At 67.5% G+C, this 16253-nt stretch carries 12 protein-coding genes and 2 pseudogenes; 6 read left to right on the top strand and 8 right to left on the bottom strand.

Annotated features, from left to right (window positions below; translation table 11 throughout):
- Positions 1-17: 17 nt before the first annotated feature.
- Positions 18-1022, top strand: coding sequence for a branched-chain amino acid ABC transporter permease (locus HW532_RS01010; protein ID WP_213162657.1), 1005 nt, complete (start codon positions 18-20; stop codon positions 1020-1022).
- A 71-nt stretch (positions 1023-1093) separates the two neighbouring features.
- Complete coding sequence (locus HW532_RS01005; RefSeq protein ID WP_425491943.1) at positions 1094-2290, top strand: branched-chain amino acid ABC transporter permease; 1197 nt, start codon at positions 1094-1096, stop codon at positions 2288-2290.
- Between the two features lie 76 nt (positions 2291-2366).
- Here HW532_RS01005 and HW532_RS01000 read toward each other — a convergent pair whose 3' ends face one another.
- Positions 2367-3581 (bottom strand): ABC transporter substrate-binding protein, encoded by a 1215-nt coding sequence (locus tag HW532_RS01000; RefSeq protein WP_213162655.1) that lies wholly within the window; start codon positions 3579-3581, stop codon positions 2367-2369.
- A 209-nt stretch (positions 3582-3790) separates the two neighbouring features.
- Between HW532_RS01000 and HW532_RS00995 the strand changes: the two genes are divergently transcribed.
- Both HW532_RS00995 and HW532_RS00990 read left to right on the top strand, forming a co-directional pair.
- Positions 3791-4027, top strand: a complete 237-nt coding sequence (locus tag HW532_RS00995; protein ID WP_213162654.1) for an Lrp/AsnC ligand binding domain-containing protein — start codon at positions 3791-3793, stop codon at positions 4025-4027.
- 13 nt (positions 4028-4040) lie between these two features.
- Positions 4041-4760: an aspartate/glutamate racemase family protein gene (locus HW532_RS00990; RefSeq protein WP_213162653.1), complete on the top strand. Its 720-nt coding sequence runs from the start codon at positions 4041-4043 to the stop codon at positions 4758-4760.
- Here the strand turns inward: HW532_RS00990 and HW532_RS00985 are convergent.
- The 6 genes and pseudogenes from HW532_RS00985 to glmU all read right to left on the bottom strand — a co-directional run bounded on the left by HW532_RS00985 (position 4745) and on the right by glmU (position 12879).
- Positions 4745-5908: a GGDEF domain-containing protein gene (locus HW532_RS00985; protein WP_213162652.1), complete on the bottom strand. Its 1164-nt coding sequence runs from the start codon at positions 5906-5908 to the stop codon at positions 4745-4747. The two genes, HW532_RS00990 and HW532_RS00985, sit on opposite strands and share 16 nt — an antisense overlap.
- Before the next feature lie 118 nt (positions 5909-6026).
- Positions 6027-7199: an isovaleryl-CoA dehydrogenase gene (locus HW532_RS00980; protein WP_213162651.1), complete on the bottom strand. Its 1173-nt coding sequence runs from the start codon at positions 7197-7199 to the stop codon at positions 6027-6029.
- A 105-nt stretch (positions 7200-7304) separates the two neighbouring features.
- Complete coding sequence (locus HW532_RS00975; protein ID WP_343068640.1) at positions 7305-8012, bottom strand: DUF502 domain-containing protein; 708 nt, start codon at positions 8010-8012, stop codon at positions 7305-7307.
- A gap of 279 nt (positions 8013-8291) precedes the next feature.
- Positions 8292-9590, bottom strand: coding sequence for an SPOR domain-containing protein (locus HW532_RS00970; protein WP_213162650.1), 1299 nt, complete (start codon positions 9588-9590; stop codon positions 8292-8294).
- A 93-nt stretch (positions 9591-9683) separates the two neighbouring features.
- Positions 9684-11509, bottom strand: a pseudogene (gene glmS / locus HW532_RS00965) (glutamine--fructose-6-phosphate transaminase (isomerizing)).
- 15 nt (positions 11510-11524) lie between these two features.
- Positions 11525-12879: pseudogene (gene glmU, locus HW532_RS00960) on the bottom strand (bifunctional UDP-N-acetylglucosamine diphosphorylase/glucosamine-1-phosphate N-acetyltransferase GlmU).
- A 203-nt stretch (positions 12880-13082) separates the two neighbouring features.
- Here glmU and HW532_RS00955 point away from each other — a divergent pair.
- On the top strand, positions 13083-13748 hold the full coding sequence (locus HW532_RS00955) for an SPOR domain-containing protein (RefSeq protein ID WP_213162649.1): 666 nt from the start codon (positions 13083-13085) through the stop codon (positions 13746-13748).
- A 168-nt stretch (positions 13749-13916) separates the two neighbouring features.
- Complete coding sequence (locus HW532_RS00950; protein WP_213162648.1) at positions 13917-14108, top strand: hypothetical protein; 192 nt, start codon at positions 13917-13919, stop codon at positions 14106-14108.
- Positions 14109-14249: 141 nt separating this feature from the next.
- Here the strand turns inward: HW532_RS00950 and HW532_RS00945 are convergent, their stop codons facing one another.
- Positions 14250-16217 (bottom strand): BCCT family transporter, encoded by a 1968-nt coding sequence (locus tag HW532_RS00945; protein ID WP_246479418.1) that lies wholly within the window; start codon positions 16215-16217, stop codon positions 14250-14252.
- Between the last annotated feature and the right edge of the window lie 36 nt (positions 16218-16253).

The following is a 16253-nucleotide window of genomic DNA, read 5'->3' as shown; positions in this document are numbered from 1 at the left end:
ATACGGGAGCGCACCGCGTGAACGAGCTCGTCTTCTTCATCAACAAGGTCGTGATCGCCGGCTCGGTGATCGGCTCCATCTATGCGCTGGGGGCCATCGGGGTCACGCTCATCTTCGGCATACTGCGCTTCGCCCATTTCGCCCATGGCGACATGATGACGGTCGGCGCGGGGCTGAGCCTCGTCGTCGCAGTCTTGCTCTCGGAAGCCGGCGTCTCCACCCCGCTGCCCATCGGCTTCGTGGCCATGCCCATCGCCATGGTGCTGACCGCGCTCCTGGCCATCGGGCTCGACCGGAGCTTCTACAAGCCCCTGCGCGATGCCGGGGTCAGACCGGTCGTCCTGGTCATGGCCTCCGTCGGCATCATGCTCATGATGCAGGGGCTCGTCCGGCTGCTGGCCGGCTCGTCCACCCGCAGCTTCTTCTTCGCCGAGCGCAAGGACATCTTCCGCATCGACCTGCCGTTCCTGGAGGCGCGCCGGTCGCTCGTCATCACCGAACCGCAGGTGCTGCTGATCGCCTTCACTGTCGTCGCGGTGGTCGCCCTGCACTTCTTCCTCACCCGCACGCGCCACGGCAAGGCCATGCGGGCCATGTCGGACAATGCCGATCTCGCCCGCATCACCGGCATCAACACCGAGCAGGTCGTCTGGATGACCTGGATCATCGGCGGCGGGCTCGCCGCGGCCGGCGGCACGCTGCTGTCGCTCGACGTGACCTTCAAGCCCGATCTGAGCTTCAACATCATCCTGCCGATCTTCGCCGCCGCCATCGTCGGCGGCATCGGCCGGCCCTATGGGGCAATCGCCGGCGGCTTCCTCGTCGGCTTCACCGAGACGCTCGCCATCTTCAACTGGTCGATCCTGCTCAGGCCCTTCGACGCCCTGTTCCCCGCCTGGCTGGAGGTCCCGGCCAATCTCGCCTTCGTGCCGACCGAGTACAAGATCACCATTCCGTTCTTCATTCTCGTCGCCGTCCTGGTCTGGCGGCCCACAGGGCTCTTCAAGGGACGGGTGCTCTAGCCATGAACACACGCCTTCGCGATACCGCACTGTTCGCCGGCCTCCTGCTCGTCGCCCTCGGCGTCTATGCCATGATGGGCCCGGCCTATACGCTGCGCATGGTGGTCGAGGCGACCTGCTATGCCATTCTGGCGCTCGGCCTCACCATCCAGTGGGGCTATGCGGGGCTCTTCAATGCCGGCATCATGGGCTTCGTCGCGCTCGGCGGGGCGATGACCATGCTGATGTCCTTCCCCGTCAACCAGGACTTCTGGAACTCGTCGGCACCGGCGGGGCTCGGCCGGGTCCTGCTGATCGCGCTGGCGGGTGCCGCGCTCGTCTTCGCCGCGAGCAGGCTCCACCGGCTCGGCGTATCGCGGGGCCTGCGCACGGCGGTGACCGTCATCGTGCTCGCCATCGCCTATCTCGTCTTCATGAACGCGCTGACCCCGGTCGCTGCGGAGATCGAGAGCACGGCGGGCTTCGTTGGCGGGCTCGGTCTGCCGGTCGGGATCGGCTGGATCGCGGGCGGCGCGGTGGCCGGCCTCGTCGGCTATTTCATCGGCCGCATCTGCCTGGGACTCAGGAGCGACTATCTCGCGATCGCCACGCTCGGCATCGCGGAGATCATCAAGGCGCTGCTCAAGAATGCCGACTGGCTGACACGCGGCACCCTCACCGTCTCGCCCCTGCCCTGGCCGGTGCCCGCCCCCGCCGAGATCGGCTTCGTGGGCTCGCGCGCGACCTATCTGGCGGTGACCGCGGTCCTGATCGTTGCGATCTACATCCTGCTCCAGCGCGCCTATCACGCCCCCTGGGGCCGCATGATGCGGGCCATCCGCGACAACGAGACGGCGGCGGGATCCATGGGCAAGGACGTGAACCGGCGGCGGCTGGAGATCTTCGTCCTCGGCTGCATCCTGATGGGGATCGGCGGGGCCGCGCTGATTACCTTCGTGCGGATCTTCGACCCCTCCGGCTTCGTACCGCTCAACCACACCTTCCTTGTCTGGGTGATGGTCATTCTGGGCGGCGCCGGCAACAATCTCGGCGCGATCTTCGGGGCGCTGCTCATCTATATCGTCTGGACCATGTCGGAACCGGCGACCCTCTTCGCCTTCCACCTTATGGAGCAATATGGCCGCGACTGGTTCGGCTGGCAGCCGCCCGCCGATCTCGACAGCCGCGCGCTGCAGATGCGCGTGTTCATCATCGGGCTCACCATCACCCTCGTCCTGCGGTACGCGCCGCGCGGGCTGATGCCGGAGCCGGTCAAGCACGTGGATTAGGCTCAGCCGGATACGAAAAGCCCGGGCGCCTGAGACACCCGGGCCTTGATCTTGCGAAACGTCGAACCGGCAGGAGCTAGTCGATCCGGCCGACCTCGACGAACTTGCCGTCCTTCACCACGAGCTCGACGATGACGCCCGGCACGTCGCCGTTCTGGTCGAAGTCGAGCGGGCCGCCGGCGCCTTCGTAATTGATGTCCTTGCCCTCGGCGATGAGCTTTTTGGCCTTCTCCCATTCGCCGGGAAGGATCACCTCGCCGGGCGCGCTCGCCACCTCGCGCAGCGCCTTGTTGAGGCCCTCGCGATCCGCCGAGCCGTTCTTCTCCACCGCAAGGGCGAGCAGGAAGGCGGCGTCGTAGGCCTGCGGCGCATAGGTCGCGCTCGGATCCACCCCGGCCTTCTCGGCAAGCTTGGCGAACACGTCGGCGCCCGGAATTTCCGGCTTGCCGGCGCGCGTCGCGATCATGCCTTCCAGGTTGCCCGCGCCCACCGCGGAGATCAGATTCTCGCCGACCATGCCGTCGCCGCCGATGAAGTCGGTGAAGTCGCCGCTCTCGATCGCCTGGCGCACGATGGTCTGGCCGGAGCCGCTCTCATAGGCGAGGACGGCCAGCATGGGCGCACCGCTGGCGGCCAGCGAGCCGAGCTCGGCGCGATAGTCGGCCTTGCCCTCCTCGTGAGCCTCCTTGGCCGTCACCGTGCCGCCGGCCTCCGTGAAGGCGGTGTCGAGCGCGTCGGCAAAGCCCTTGCCATAGTCGTTGTTCACATAGGTGATGGCGATCTCGTCCACGCCCTTCTTGCGCAGGAGCTTGGCCATCGCCTCGCCCTGATAGGCGTCCGACGGCGTGGTGCGGAAGACAAGATCATTGTCCTTCAGGTTCGTCACCGCTGGCGAGGTCGAGGCCGGCGAGACCATCACGACGCCGCCCGGAATTCCGGCATTGTTCGCAGACGAGATCGTCGCGCCGGAGCACAGCGCGCCGACAATGGCGGTCACCTGCTCGGAATTGACCATGCGGTCGGCGGCGTTCGACGCGGCGGTCGCATCGGTGCAGGTCGTGTCGCCGCTCGGCATCTCGATCTTCTCGCCGTCCAGGATGCCGCCCTGGTCGTTGACATTCGCGACCGCGAGCTCCGCGCCCTTGAGGATCGGCGGCGTCAGCCCCTCGATGGGGCCGGTGAACCCGCCGAGGAACCCGATCTTCACATCCGCCATCGCGGACGGCGATGCTGCGGCGAGAGCAAGGAGCGCAGCCGATGCGATGGCTGCGCGTTTCAATCTACCCGACATGCTTCTGTCCTCCCAGATAAGCCCCGGGCCAGCCCCCCGGGGCCAGCCAGACTGGTGCCGATAGTGGCGAGCGCTCGGACGTTTGTAAAGCCATTCGCGTCCCGGTTGCGGCCCCTTCCGGCGTGTCGGCGGTGCGGCGATCTTGACCGGACAGACGAAGCCTGAAATTCATGTGTGCACCGAAACGCACTGCTTGAAAGGGCCGCGACATGAAGCCGTTCTTCGTCCAGATCAAATGCGAGCTCGGGCGCGCCTATGACGTCGCCACGGAGATTGTCGACGCCGAGATCGCATCGGAGGTCTACTCCACGGCGGGGGACTACGATCTGCTGGTGAAGTTCTATGTCGAGGAGGGCACCGATATCGGCCATTTCGTCAACGAGAAGCTGCATCCGGTCCCGGGGATCCGGGACACCTACACGATCATCACCTTCCGCGCCTTCTGAGCCGCGTTTGACGATGCCGGAGACCGGCCGGAACCGGGACGATGCCACGCCACATCTCGGCGTGCTGATGCTCGATACGCGCTTTCCGCGCCTTCGCGGCGATATCGGCAATCCCGCGAGTTTCGCCTGCCCGGTCAGCTATCACCGCGTGCCGTCCGCGACCGTCGCCCGCATCGCGACGGCGGATGCCCATCCCCTGCCCGCCGCAATCGCCGACGCCTTTGTCGACGGCGCGCATGCGCTTGTCGCCCGGGGCGCGACCCACATCTCCACCTCCTGCGGCTTCCTGTTGCCGCTCCAGGAGCGGCTCGCGCACGAATCGGGGCGGCCGGTCGTGGCGTCCGCCCTGACCCTGCTGCCCGCCCTGCGCGCGCAATACGGACCGGATGCCGTGATCGGCGTCGTCACCTTCGATGCGGACGCGCTGGAACACATGGCGCTCGAGAGGCACAACCCCCTCGCCGTCGCCGGCCTCGACCGGACCGGCACGCTCTACCGCGCGATCCGCGAGGATCTGGACCGTCTCGACGAGGTCGAAGCCCGGCGGGAGGCCGTTGCCGCGGCGCTCGCGCTCGCCCGGCAGACGCCGCGCCCGGTGGCTCTCGTTCTGGAATGCACCAATCTCTCGCCCTATCGCGGGGCCATCGCGAACGCGACGGGTCTTCCCGTCCACGACATCGCGACGGCGATCGCGCGGGCCATGGGCGTGCCGGTCTCTCAACTCGCCAGCTGAATGGTATTGCAGACCCTGTCGCGGCCGGAATCCTTTGCCCTGTAGAGCGCCGCGTCTGCGGTCGCGATAAGGCTTGCGAGATCCGTCTGGCCCGCCTGCCTGGAGACGACGCCCGTGCTGACGGTGGGCGACAGGCGGCTTTCGCCATAGATGATCGCCTTGCTGTTGAGTGCCTGACGGATCCGCTCGGCGACCAGGCCGGCCTGCGCCTCGTCGGCGCTCGTCAGGAGGGCGGCGAACTCCTCGCCGCCGATCCGCCCGAAAACATCGTCCCTGCGCAGCTCGCTCATCGCGACATTCGCGAAGACCCGCAACACCAGGTCGCCCGCCCCGTGACCGAACTCGTCATTGATCCGCTTGAAGCGGTCCAGGTCGAACAGAAGAAGCGCGACGTCGAGGCGTCCACGCCGCGCCGCCGCCATCTGCCTTGCCGCACTGTCGAAGAAGCCGCGCCGGTTGAGCGTGCCGGTCAGCTCGTCCAGGGTCGCAAGCTGCGACAGCTCGCGCTCCCGGCGCTCGCGCACGAATCCCACGCCGAACATGACGCCTGCGACCAGCGCGAGAAGCGGCGTCATGGAGATCAGCCCGAACCACAGGCCCGTCGGCTCGTTGAAAGTGCCGGGAACCGGCAGGAACGCGGACAGTACGCCGCGCAGGAAAAAGACGCCGCCGAAGATCGCGGCCAGAAAGGTCAGAGCCCGACGCGACCCCGTCCACTCGTCGCGCTTGCGGCGCAGCTCGTAGGCCATACCCAGGCAGATGAAGGCCGTGAGCGCGGACATGAGGACATAGCGCGTGGGCGTCGACCCATGGATGGCGGGAATGCGCAGAAGAAGCAGCCAGACGGCGGTCGGCGCCAGCACGGTCGCGAGAGCCGCGCCGCGCCCATCGAACCGCCGCACCCCCGACCACAGGAGGCCAGCTCCGGCGAGGATCAGCGCATTGGCGATATCGATCGACAGGAAAGCGTCGATCTGTTCGCGCAGTCCCACCATGGCGAGGCCGGCGGCTCCCAGCGCGAAACTGCCGCTCCACACCGGATAGACCCGGTTCGACCTGTCCTGCCGCCAGAGGAAGAACAGAACCGCCGCCGCCAGGGCCCACGCCGCCGTCATCAGGAGGAGAATGGTGCGGATGTCGAGCAGCATTGACGGTCCAATCGAGCCGGGCGGCCGGAGGAAAGAAACGGGGTGCGCTCGGAAGAGATGCGCCCTCTTCCCGCCCGGTTCCAGTTAACTTTTTGTCACATTCTGGAAAAATGGCTGGTTAGGCGGTTTCCTCGAACAGTTCCCGCCCGATCAGCATGCGCCGGATCTCCGACGTCCCGGCGCCGATCTCGTAGAGCTTGGCGTCGCGCAGGAGTCGTCCGGTCGGATAGTCGTTGATATAGCCGTTGCCGCCGAGGATCTGGATCGCCTCGAGCGCCATCCAGGTCGCCGTCTCGGCGGCGTAGAGGATCGCGCCGGCAGCATCCTTGCGCGTGGTCTCGCCGCGGTCGCAGGCCCGCGCGACGGCGTAGATATAGGCCTTGGCCGCGTTCATGCGGGTATACATGTCGGCAAGCTTGCCCTGCATGAGCTGGAAGGTGCCGATGGGCTGGCCGAACTGCTCGCGCTCGTGGACATAGGGCACCACCACGTCCATGCAGGCCTGCATGATACCGAGCGGACCGGCCGCAAGCACGACGCGCTCGTAGTCGAGGCCCGACATGAGCACGTTCACGCCCTTGCCGGGCACACCGAGAACATTCTCCTCGGGAACCTCGCAGTCCTCGAAGACCAGCTCGCCGGTATCGGAGCCGCGCATGCCGAGCTTGTCGAGCTTCTGGGCGACGGAGAAGCCCTTGAACCCCTTCTCCACGATGAAGGCGGTGATGCCGCGCGCGCCGGCATCCGGATCGGTCTTGGCATAGACCACGACCACATCGCCGCCCGGGCCGTTGGTGATCCAGAATTTCGTGCCGTTGAGCACATAGCGGTCGCCCTTGCGCTCGGCCCTGAGCCGCATGGAGACGACATCGGAGCCCGCACCGGGCTCCGACATGGCCAGCGCGCCCAGATGCTCGCCGGAAACGAGACCCGGCAGATAGCGCCGCTTCTGCTCCTCCGTCCCGTTGCGCCGGATCTGGTTGACGCAGAGATTGGAATGGGCGCCGTAGGACAGGCCGACCGCGGCGGAGCCGCGCGACACCTCCTCCATCGCCACGCAGTGCTCGATATAGCCCATGCCCGAGCCGCCATACTCCTCCTCGACGGTGATGCCGAGAAGGCCGAGCGCGCCGAGCTTCGGCCAGAGTTCGCGGGGAAAGTCGTTCGACCGGTCGATCTCATCGGCAATCGGCGCGATCTCGTCGGCCGTAAAGGAGCGCACCGTATCGCGCAGGAGATCGCACGTGTCGCCGAGGTCGAAATTGAGCGACGGCAGGTCGTTCGGCAGCATCTGTGTCCTCCCCGGCCCATTGTCCCGCCGGATTTCAGGTCTTCCGTTATAGCGCCGTCCGGCCACATGCAAGCACAACCCGACGAGCGAAGGCCGCAGGCCGGGCTACTCCGCCGCGTCCTTTGAGCTGCCGTCCTCGGTGAGGCGGCGCACCTGTTCCTCGGTCAGGGCCGGCACCTGCTCCGGCGCGGGCGCGTCGCCGGCATGCTCGTCGGGGAGCACGAGCCCGGCGGAAATGATGAGCTTGGCCGCATCCTCCACCGACATATCGAGGACGGCTATGTCGCGTTTCGGCACGAACAGCAGGAAGCCGGATGTGGGGTTCGGCGTGGTGGGCAGGAACACGCTCACCAACTCGCCATCCGCCGACCTGTCGACGATCTCCCCATGGGCGTCGCGGGAGATGAAGACGAGGGCATAGAGCCCCTTGCGCGGATACTGGATGACGCCGACCTGCCGGAAGCTCGACTGGCTCTGCGACAGGGCCGTCTGGAAGATCTGCTTGAGCGCCTTGTAGACATTGCGCACCACCGGCATGCGGTTCAGGAAGTGCTCCCAGTAGGAGATGATGGTGCGGCCGAACAGGTTGGCGGCCAGCGCGCCGATGAGCGTGATGACGATGAGCGCCACCACGAGGCCGAAGCCCGGAATGGGAACCGGAAGATAGGTATCCGGATTGTACTTCGCCGGAACGAACGGCTTGATCCAGGTGTCGAACAGGGAGACGAACCACCAGGTCAGCCAGATGGTGATGCCAATCGGAGCGGCGACCACCACCCCGGTCAGGAAATAGGTTCGCAGCCGCCCGATCACGCCGGCGCCGCGCCTTCCATCGCTTGCGTCGAGCGGCTTGTGCTGTCCGGAATGCCCATGGTCGTTTGCGTGCCTGTTCCTACTTGCTCATCCCGGGCCGGTCATGCCTCGCACGTCCTGCGGCAGGCATGCCCGCATAGCGGTATCATAGGCGCAAAGCGGCCTATGCGCTACAGGGATAGATGGGATGAGCAAGGTCCGAACGCCAGAGCACGATGCCGAAAAGCGGGTGCTTTTCGGCATCGTACGCGACTTGCCAGACGGGACAGCCCCCGAAGATCACTCCGCCTTGGTGACGAAGCAGGGCGCGCCGCCAGCCTTCAGGCGGGAGCACACGGAAGCCGCATCGGACTTCGTGTCGAAGCCGGCCAGCCGCAGCCGGTAATAGACGCCCTTCGTGCCGAGATCGGCACGCATCACGACCGGCTTGTAGCGGCTCACAATGCCGGCATGGCGCTGCTCGAACTTGTTCCAGACGTCCCAGGCGGCCGGTTCCTTGCGCTGGGCGGAAAGCTGGACCAGCCAGCCCTCGATCTTCTCCGGCGAGGCCGCGGCGACGCCGTCGCCGGCATTGAGGCTCGCAACCTTCACCGGCTTGCGCCCGGCCGTGTCGGCATCCGGAGCCGACGGCACGGCGACGCCCGCGCGGCGTCCGGAGGCGGTCGTGTCGGCGGCGCTGGCGGTCTTGCGGGCATCCGGCGTCGTGCCGGCTCCGGCCACCATGGCCTGCGTCGGACGGACCGCGTCGGGCAGGGTCTCCTTTGCCCCATCGGAGGTGGTGACGCTGCCTGTGCGGATGGCGTCGCCCGCGGACGGGGTCGAGGAGGTTCCAGCCCTCGCGACGCCCTGGGTCACGGTCTTCGCCGTTCCGTCTTCCTCCTGAGCCACGGCGAGCTCGGAGGGGTCCACCCCGACAATGTCGGCCAGCCGCGTGCGGGCCTTGGCGAAGTCCGGCTTCACCATCAGCGAGCGGGCATAGGCGGCCTGAGCCTCCTTCATCCGGTCGAGGTCCTCATAGGCAAGACCTTCCGCATAGAGCACCGCATATTGCTGCTGGTAGCCGTTCTTGATCGCCTTCTCGAAGTCGCTCAACGCATAGAGCGGCCGCCCGGTCTCGCGCATCAGGAGGCCGCGGCTCATATAGGCATGGGCGAAATCGCCCTTGATAAAGAGCGCATTGGTGAAATCCTCCACCGCCGCCGTGGCATTGCGCATCTTGCGATGGGCAAGCCCGCGATTGTAGAGCGCGACAGCCTTCGTCTCGTCGTCGAGACTGTCGAGTTCCAACGCCGCGGTGTAGTCCTCAACCGCCGCCTTGTACTGGCCTGTCCGCTGATAGCCATAGGCCCGCCCGAGATAGGCTTTCGCCCGCGTCCCGGCGGATGCGTCTTTCGACTCCACTAGAGAGGTGAAGGCGTCCATCGCCTTGTCGCGCCGCCCGTCCCTGAAGGCATCGCGCGCCTCGATGAGCACCGCGGTCGAGGCCCCGGGCGTCGCCGCCGGCGCCGTCCCCTCCGCACGAACCGGCGAGGCCACGCACAACGCCAGGGCCATCGCCGACACAGATATACTAACCACTCGCCCGATCATCATGCTGGCGAGAATGGCACGGACACGGTTAAGCGATCGCTAAAGCGACGGGACCGTCGCGATCCCCGGCAGGGCGGTGTCCTATTCCACCGTCACCGACTTGGCGAGATTGCGCGGCTGGTCCACATCCGTGCCGCGGAAGACGGCGGCGTGATAGGCGAGGAGCTGGACCGGCAGGGCATAGATCAGGGGATTGATGAACGGATCGGCGCGCGGCACCGAGATCGTGTCGAAGGCCCCTCCCCGTTGGTCCGGATGCCGCCATCGTCGGTGATGAGCACGATCTTGCCGCCGCGCGCGGCGACCTCCTCCATGTTCGACACGGTCTTCTCGAACAGCTCGTCGCGCGGCGCGATCACGATGACCGGCACGTCCTCGTCGATCAGGGCGATGGGGCCATGCTTGAGCTCGCCGGCGGCATAGCCCTCCGCATGGATATAGGAGATCTCCTTGAGCTTGAGCGCGCCCTCCAGCGCGATCGGAAAGTTGATCCCGCGGCCGAGGAACAGGACGTCGCGCGCCGTCGCAATCCGCCGCGCGATCCGGGCTATCGCATCCTCGTGGCGCAGCATGTCGGCCAGATGGCGCGGCACCTCCACCAGCGCGCGCACCAGGCGCGCCTCCTCCTCCGGCGGCAGGGTGCCACGCGCCCGCGCCGCGGCAAGCGCAAGGCAGGCCAGCACGGAAAGCTGGCAGGTGAAGGCCTTGGTCGAGGCGACCCCGACCTCCGCACCCGCATAGGTCCTCAAAACGAAGTCGCTCTCGCGCGCTATGGTGGATTCGGGAACGTTGACGATGGCGGCGATGCGCTGGTCGCAGGACTTGCAGTAGCGCAACGCGGCGAGCGTATCGAGCGTCTCGCCCGACTGCGAGATCGTCATGGACAGCCCGCCCGCCGCGAGCGGCGCCTCGCGGTAGCGGAACTCCGAGGCGATATCGACATCCACGGGCAGCCGCGCCAGCCGCTCGAACCAGTATTTCGCGGCGAAGGCGGCATAATAGGCCGTGCCGCAGGCGGTGATGGTTATCCGGTCGAGTGTGGAGAAATCGACCGTCCATTCGTCGGGCAGGACCACGCGGCCGGCGCCGAGATCGAGATATTCGGCGAGCGTGTGCCCGATGACCTCCGGCTGCTCGGCGATCTCCTTGGCCATGAAATGGCGATAATTGCCCTTCTCCGCCAGCAGCGCGGAGGTCTGCGTGAAGCGGACCTCGCGCTCGACGGGCCGGTCGTGCTCGTCATAGACCGTCGCGCCCTCGCGCGTCAGCACGACCCAGTCGCCGTCCTCGAGGAACGTCACGCGGTTGGTGAAGGGGGCGAGCGCGATGGAATCGGAACCGAGATAGGCCTCCCCCTCGCCGTGTCCGACGGCCAGCGGCGTGCCGCGGCGCGCGCCCACCATGAGATCGTCCTCGCCCTTGAACAGGATCGCCAGCGCGAAGGCGCCCTCCAGCCGCTTCAGGACGCGCGAGACCGCCTCGACCGGGGCCGCGCCGCGATGGAGCTCGCGGGAGACGAGATGGGCGACGATCTCCGTGTCGGTCTCCGTGGCGAAATGCACCCCGTCGGCGACCAGCTCCTCCTTGAGCTCGCGGTAGTTCTCGATGATGCCGTTATGGACGATGGCCACGCGGTCGGTCACATGCGGGTGGGCGTTGCCCTCCGTCGGCGCGCCGTGGGTCGCCCAGCGCGTATGGCCGATGCCGGCGATGCCCGGCAGCGGGTGCGCCTTGAGCCTCTCCTCGAGGTTGACGAGCTTGCCGGCCGCACGCAGCCGTGCGATCTCACCATCCTCCAAGGTCGCGATCCCGGCGGAATCGTAGCCGCGATATTCGAGCCGCTTCAGCGCATCGAGAAGCCGGTCCGCAACCGGCTCCACGCCGAGAATACCGACAATTCCGCACATGACGTCCTGTTCCCCTCACTCTCCGGCAGTCTCTTTTCCCTTCAGGGCGCGGGCCTTGATCTCCGCGGCCCGCCCGGGCTTCTCCACCTGCCGCGCCCGCCCCAGCGCCAGCGCCCCCGGCGCGACATCGCCGCTGATGACGCTGCCGGAGCCGACATAGGCCCCTCGCCGACCGTCACCGGGGCGACGAGCGAGCTGTTGGAGCCCACAAAGGCATCCGCGCCGACGACAGTGCGGTGCTTGGCCACGCCGTCATAGTTGCAGGTGATGGTTCCGGCCCCGATATTGGCACGCGCCCCGATATCGGCATCGCCGAGATAGGCGAGATGGTTGGCCTTCGCGCCCTCGCCGAGCCGGGTGTTCTTCACCTCAACGAAGTTGCCGACATGGGCGCCCCCGCCGATCTCCGCGCCCGGCCTCAGCCGCGCGAAGGGGCCGACGACCGCGCCCTCGCCGATCTCCGCCGCCTCGATATGGCAGAACGCCCTGACGGTCGCGCCATTGCCCACGGCGACGCCCGGCCCGAACACCACATGGGGCTCGACGAGCACATCCGTGCCGATACGCGTATCGCGGCACAGGAAGACCGTCTCCGGCGCGACGAGCGTGGCGCCGCCCGCCATGGCGGCGGCCCTCAGCCTGTCCTGCATGATCCGTTCCGCGCGGGCGAGCTCGGCGCGGGTGTTGATGCCGAGAACCTCCTCCTCGGCGCATTCGACCAGCGCGACCGGGACGCCGACGGACACCGCCTGCATGACCATGTCGGTGAGATAGTACTCGCCCTTGGCGTTGTCGTTGCCGATGAGCGGCAGGAGCCGCCTGAGGGTCTCCGCGTCGAAGGCCATCACGCCGGAATTGCACAGGTCGACGGCGCGTTCCGTCTCCGTCGCGTCGGCCTCCTCGCGGATCGCGACGAGGGCGCCCTCGCTGTCCCGGATCATCCGGCCATAGCCCGTCGGGTCTCCGGCACGGAAGGCCAGAACGGCGACGCCCGCGCCCTCCGCGATGGCGGTTTCCAGACGCTTCAGCGTCTCCGGCGCGATCAGCGGGGTGTCGCCATAGAGCACCAGGACCGCGCCGGGCGCCTCCGGAAGCGTCTCCAGCGCCACGCCCACGGCATGGGCGGTCCCGAGCCGCTCCGTCTGCACGGCGACCGCCGCCTCCTCGCACCAGCGGCGCGCGACCGCCCCGGCTTCGTCCATTCCGGGGCCGACCACGACCGATGTGCGCCGCGCCCCGAGCGCGCCCGCGGCGGCCAGCACATGGGCGAGCAGCGGCCAGCCGGCGACGGGATGGAGCACCTTGGCGCGCTCCGACTTCATGCGCGTGCCCTTGCCGGCCGCGAGGATGATCAGGTCCGTCTGTGTCATGACCGAAGCCATACTGGAACGCGCGGCCTCGCACAACGCCGCAGGCGGGGTTTGCCGTCGAACATGCCCTGACTGAGCCACCGTCCCGGCGCCGTGGCAAGGGCGAAACGCCGACAACGACGAAATTGTCTTGCCAGCACACTCATGGTTGTATAGCTCCAGCCACCAGGCAGGAGGAGCCACGAGCGCGGGCAGCGGCACCGATGGACCACCCCGACGACGAGACACCGGACCGCGACCGGCCGGACCGCGACGCCGGACCCGGCGCCCCGGCGGGATCGCGCTGGCGCATCGTTCAGGCGACCTTCGCCGCCGTGGCGGTCTGCACGGTGCTGGCCGGGCTCGCCTTCAACGACCTCGCCGCGGAGTTCGCCGCCTGGTCGTCGGGCGAGCGCACCATGACCCTCAGGGCGCGCCTTGCCCATGAGCGGGCGATCAACTCCCAGATGTCCGACCGGATCGCCGCGCTGGAGGACCGGGCCGCCAGCACCGCACCGGTTCCCACCCCGCCGGGGGCCGAGAGCGATGGCGGACTGCCCGCGCCCGTCGCACCGCCGGCGATCCTGGCGCCGGACGCGGAGCGCGAGGTCCGCAGGGACAGCTTCGGCCTTGCCCTTGCGACCGTCGACAGCCCGGCCGCCGCCACGGCGCTCTGGCAAACTCTCGCCGCGCGCGCCGGGGACATGCTCGACAACTACCGTCCGCACCTTGCCGTGACCGGCGAGAGCGCGGCCGGCTACCGGATCGTGATCGGGCCGTTCAGGACGCGCATCGCCGCCGATCTGACCTGCGGCGAGCTGCGCGCCCGCGAGATCGGCTGCTCGCCCACCGTCTTCACCGGCCAGCCGCTGGCCCTCGCCGCACAGTGATCGCTGCCGCTGAATACCCCTGCCCCAATCAATTCACGGAATTTCCCGAAAGTTTAACCATTTCTCCGATAATGGAGTTACAACATACCGTTGGAGGAACCAGTGAATCCCAATAGGCTGCCGATCTGGCAGCACAGAGGTCACAGCGAAGCTGACAGGACTGCAACGATGAGCATGAAGCATGCCTCCCAGGAAACGCCCGGCGCCCGCGCCGAAGAGGAAACATCCAGCGAGCTGGTCGGACAGATCCGCAAGCTGCGCTGGATCGGCATGGAAGCGGAGGCCCAGCCCCTCGAGACGCGACTGTGCCGCATGCGAGTGACCGACGTGGTCGTGGGCACGCCGCAGGACACGGACTGACCCCGTCCGAACCTGCCTTTCCGGTCGCCGCGGGCGTCTGCCTGCCGGGCCGTTGCCGGCCGCGCGGCCGGTGCACCCTGCTGCCGCGCCACCTGAGCGCCCGGGCGGGCGCCGCCTGCCGACACCCGACAAGACTTGCCGTCATTGCCCCGCGCCTGGCGCCGGGGCCGGTTGCGACGTTGCCTGACGATGATGCACCGGCCCGGACGCCACGAGGCGGTCGAACTCCGAACGCGCCTCCTGGGCGGCCTGCGTCGCCTTCGCCTTGTGCGCCGATGCCTCTGTATAGGCCGCCTCGAGCTCCTCGAGCCGCTTCAGCTCCTCCGTATTCGCCTGGGGCGCATTCGGCCGATAGGCCCCGAACGGGCCATAGCGGCGGCGAAGCATGTGCTTGTAGGTGGTGAGCGCGTCCAGCGCCTCCTTCTCCCGGGTGGCCGCCGCGCTCGCCTCCGCGCGCCGCTTGTCGAAGCGGCTGAGGGCCGCGCCTTCCGGCGACCAGGGATCGATACGGGGGATGTCCTCGATATTGATGATCGGATCGGTGTAGTCGGGCTGCTGGCGCAGGTCGATCTGCGCGACGCGGATCGTGGAGACGCACAGCATCGCGGTGATCACGAGCAGGGGTACGCCGCCGACGATCGCCGCGGTCTGGAGCGTGTTGAGCCCTCCGACAATGAGTAGAACGGCCGGCAGGAACGTCAGGGCCAGTGCCCAGAACAGGCGGTTCCAGGCCATGGGCTCCTCCGACACGTCGTTCTGCACCACCGAGGCGAGAATATAGGAGATCGAGTCGAAGCTCGTGGCCGTGAACAGGATGGCGAGCACCGTGAAGGCGAAGACGACCAGCCAGGTCAGCGGCAGGGTGTCGAGGACCGCGAAGATCGCCACGAAGGGGCCGTCCGCATCGAGCAGCGAGACGACGTCGAGCACGTCGTTGATCTGGAGCCAGAGCCCGTAATTGCCGAGGATGATGAAGAAGAGGAAGCAGCCGACGGAGCCGAAGAAGATCGATCCCGCCACCATCTGGCCGATCGTGCGGCCGCGCGAGATCCGCGCGATGAACAGCCCCATGCTGGGCGCGAAGACCAGCCACCAGGCCCAGTAGAAGATCGTCCAGTCCTGCGGGAAATGGCTGTCGCCGAAGCCGCCCCAGCCGCCGAACGACTCCGTGTAGGTCGCCATGGTGAAGAAGTTCGACAGCATGCGGCCGAGCGACGACAGGCCCGTCTCCAGAAGGAACACCGTCGGGCCGACGACGAGCACGAAGGCGAGGAAGCCGACCGCGAGCCAGAGATTGATGTTACTGAGCAGCTTCAGGCCGCGTCCGAGCCCCGCATAGGACGACAGCGCGAAGATGACGGTGCAGATCAGCAGGGCGGCGATCTGCGTCACGATCGACACCGGCGTGCCGAACAGGATGTTCATGCCCCGCGTGATGAGCGGCGCGGCGAGGCCGAGCGTCGTGGCCGCCCCGCCCAGAAGCCCGAAGATGAAGAGGATGTCGACGACCTTGCCCGGCCAGCCTTCCGCCGCCCTCTGGCCGATGACGGGCATCACGGCAATGGAGATCTTCAGCGCGGGCCGCTTCCGGACATAGTAGAAATAGGCGATCGGCAGCGCGGGGATCAGATAGATGGACCAGGCGATCAGGCCCCAGTGGAACATTCCGTAGGCCGCCGCCCACTGGATCGCCGGCCGGCTGCCGGGCTCCAGCCCGAAGGGCGGGGCGACATAGTAATAAGCCCACTCGATCACGCCCCAATAGAGGATGCTGGCGCCGATGCCGCCGCAAAACAGCATGGCCGCCCAGGACCCGGTCGGGAACTCGGGGGCCTCGTCGGGATCGCCCAGCTTGATCTGGCCGATCTTGCTGAAGATGATGAACACCATGAAGAAGAAGGCGCCCAATCCGAGAAGCAGATAGGCCGCGCCGATCTTGTCCACCATGAAGGCGCGGGCCACGCCGACCCACATGGCCCCTTCGGCCGGCCAGAAGGCCAGCGGCAGCGTGGCCGCGAGGAGCAGGGCTATTGCGCCGAGAAACGTCGGCCGGTCGATAAGCGCCAGGGAATCGCGCCACGATTTCGGTTGCTCGCTTGTCTGCGTCACAGCGCTGCGTCCTTCGTGTCTGGAAGAGAGATTACG

Source organism: Kaustia mangrovi (assembly GCF_015482775.1).
Classification (GTDB): Bacteria; Pseudomonadota; Alphaproteobacteria; order Rhizobiales; family Im1; genus Kaustia; species Kaustia mangrovi.
This window is presented reverse-complemented; position numbering and strand designations above follow the sequence as displayed.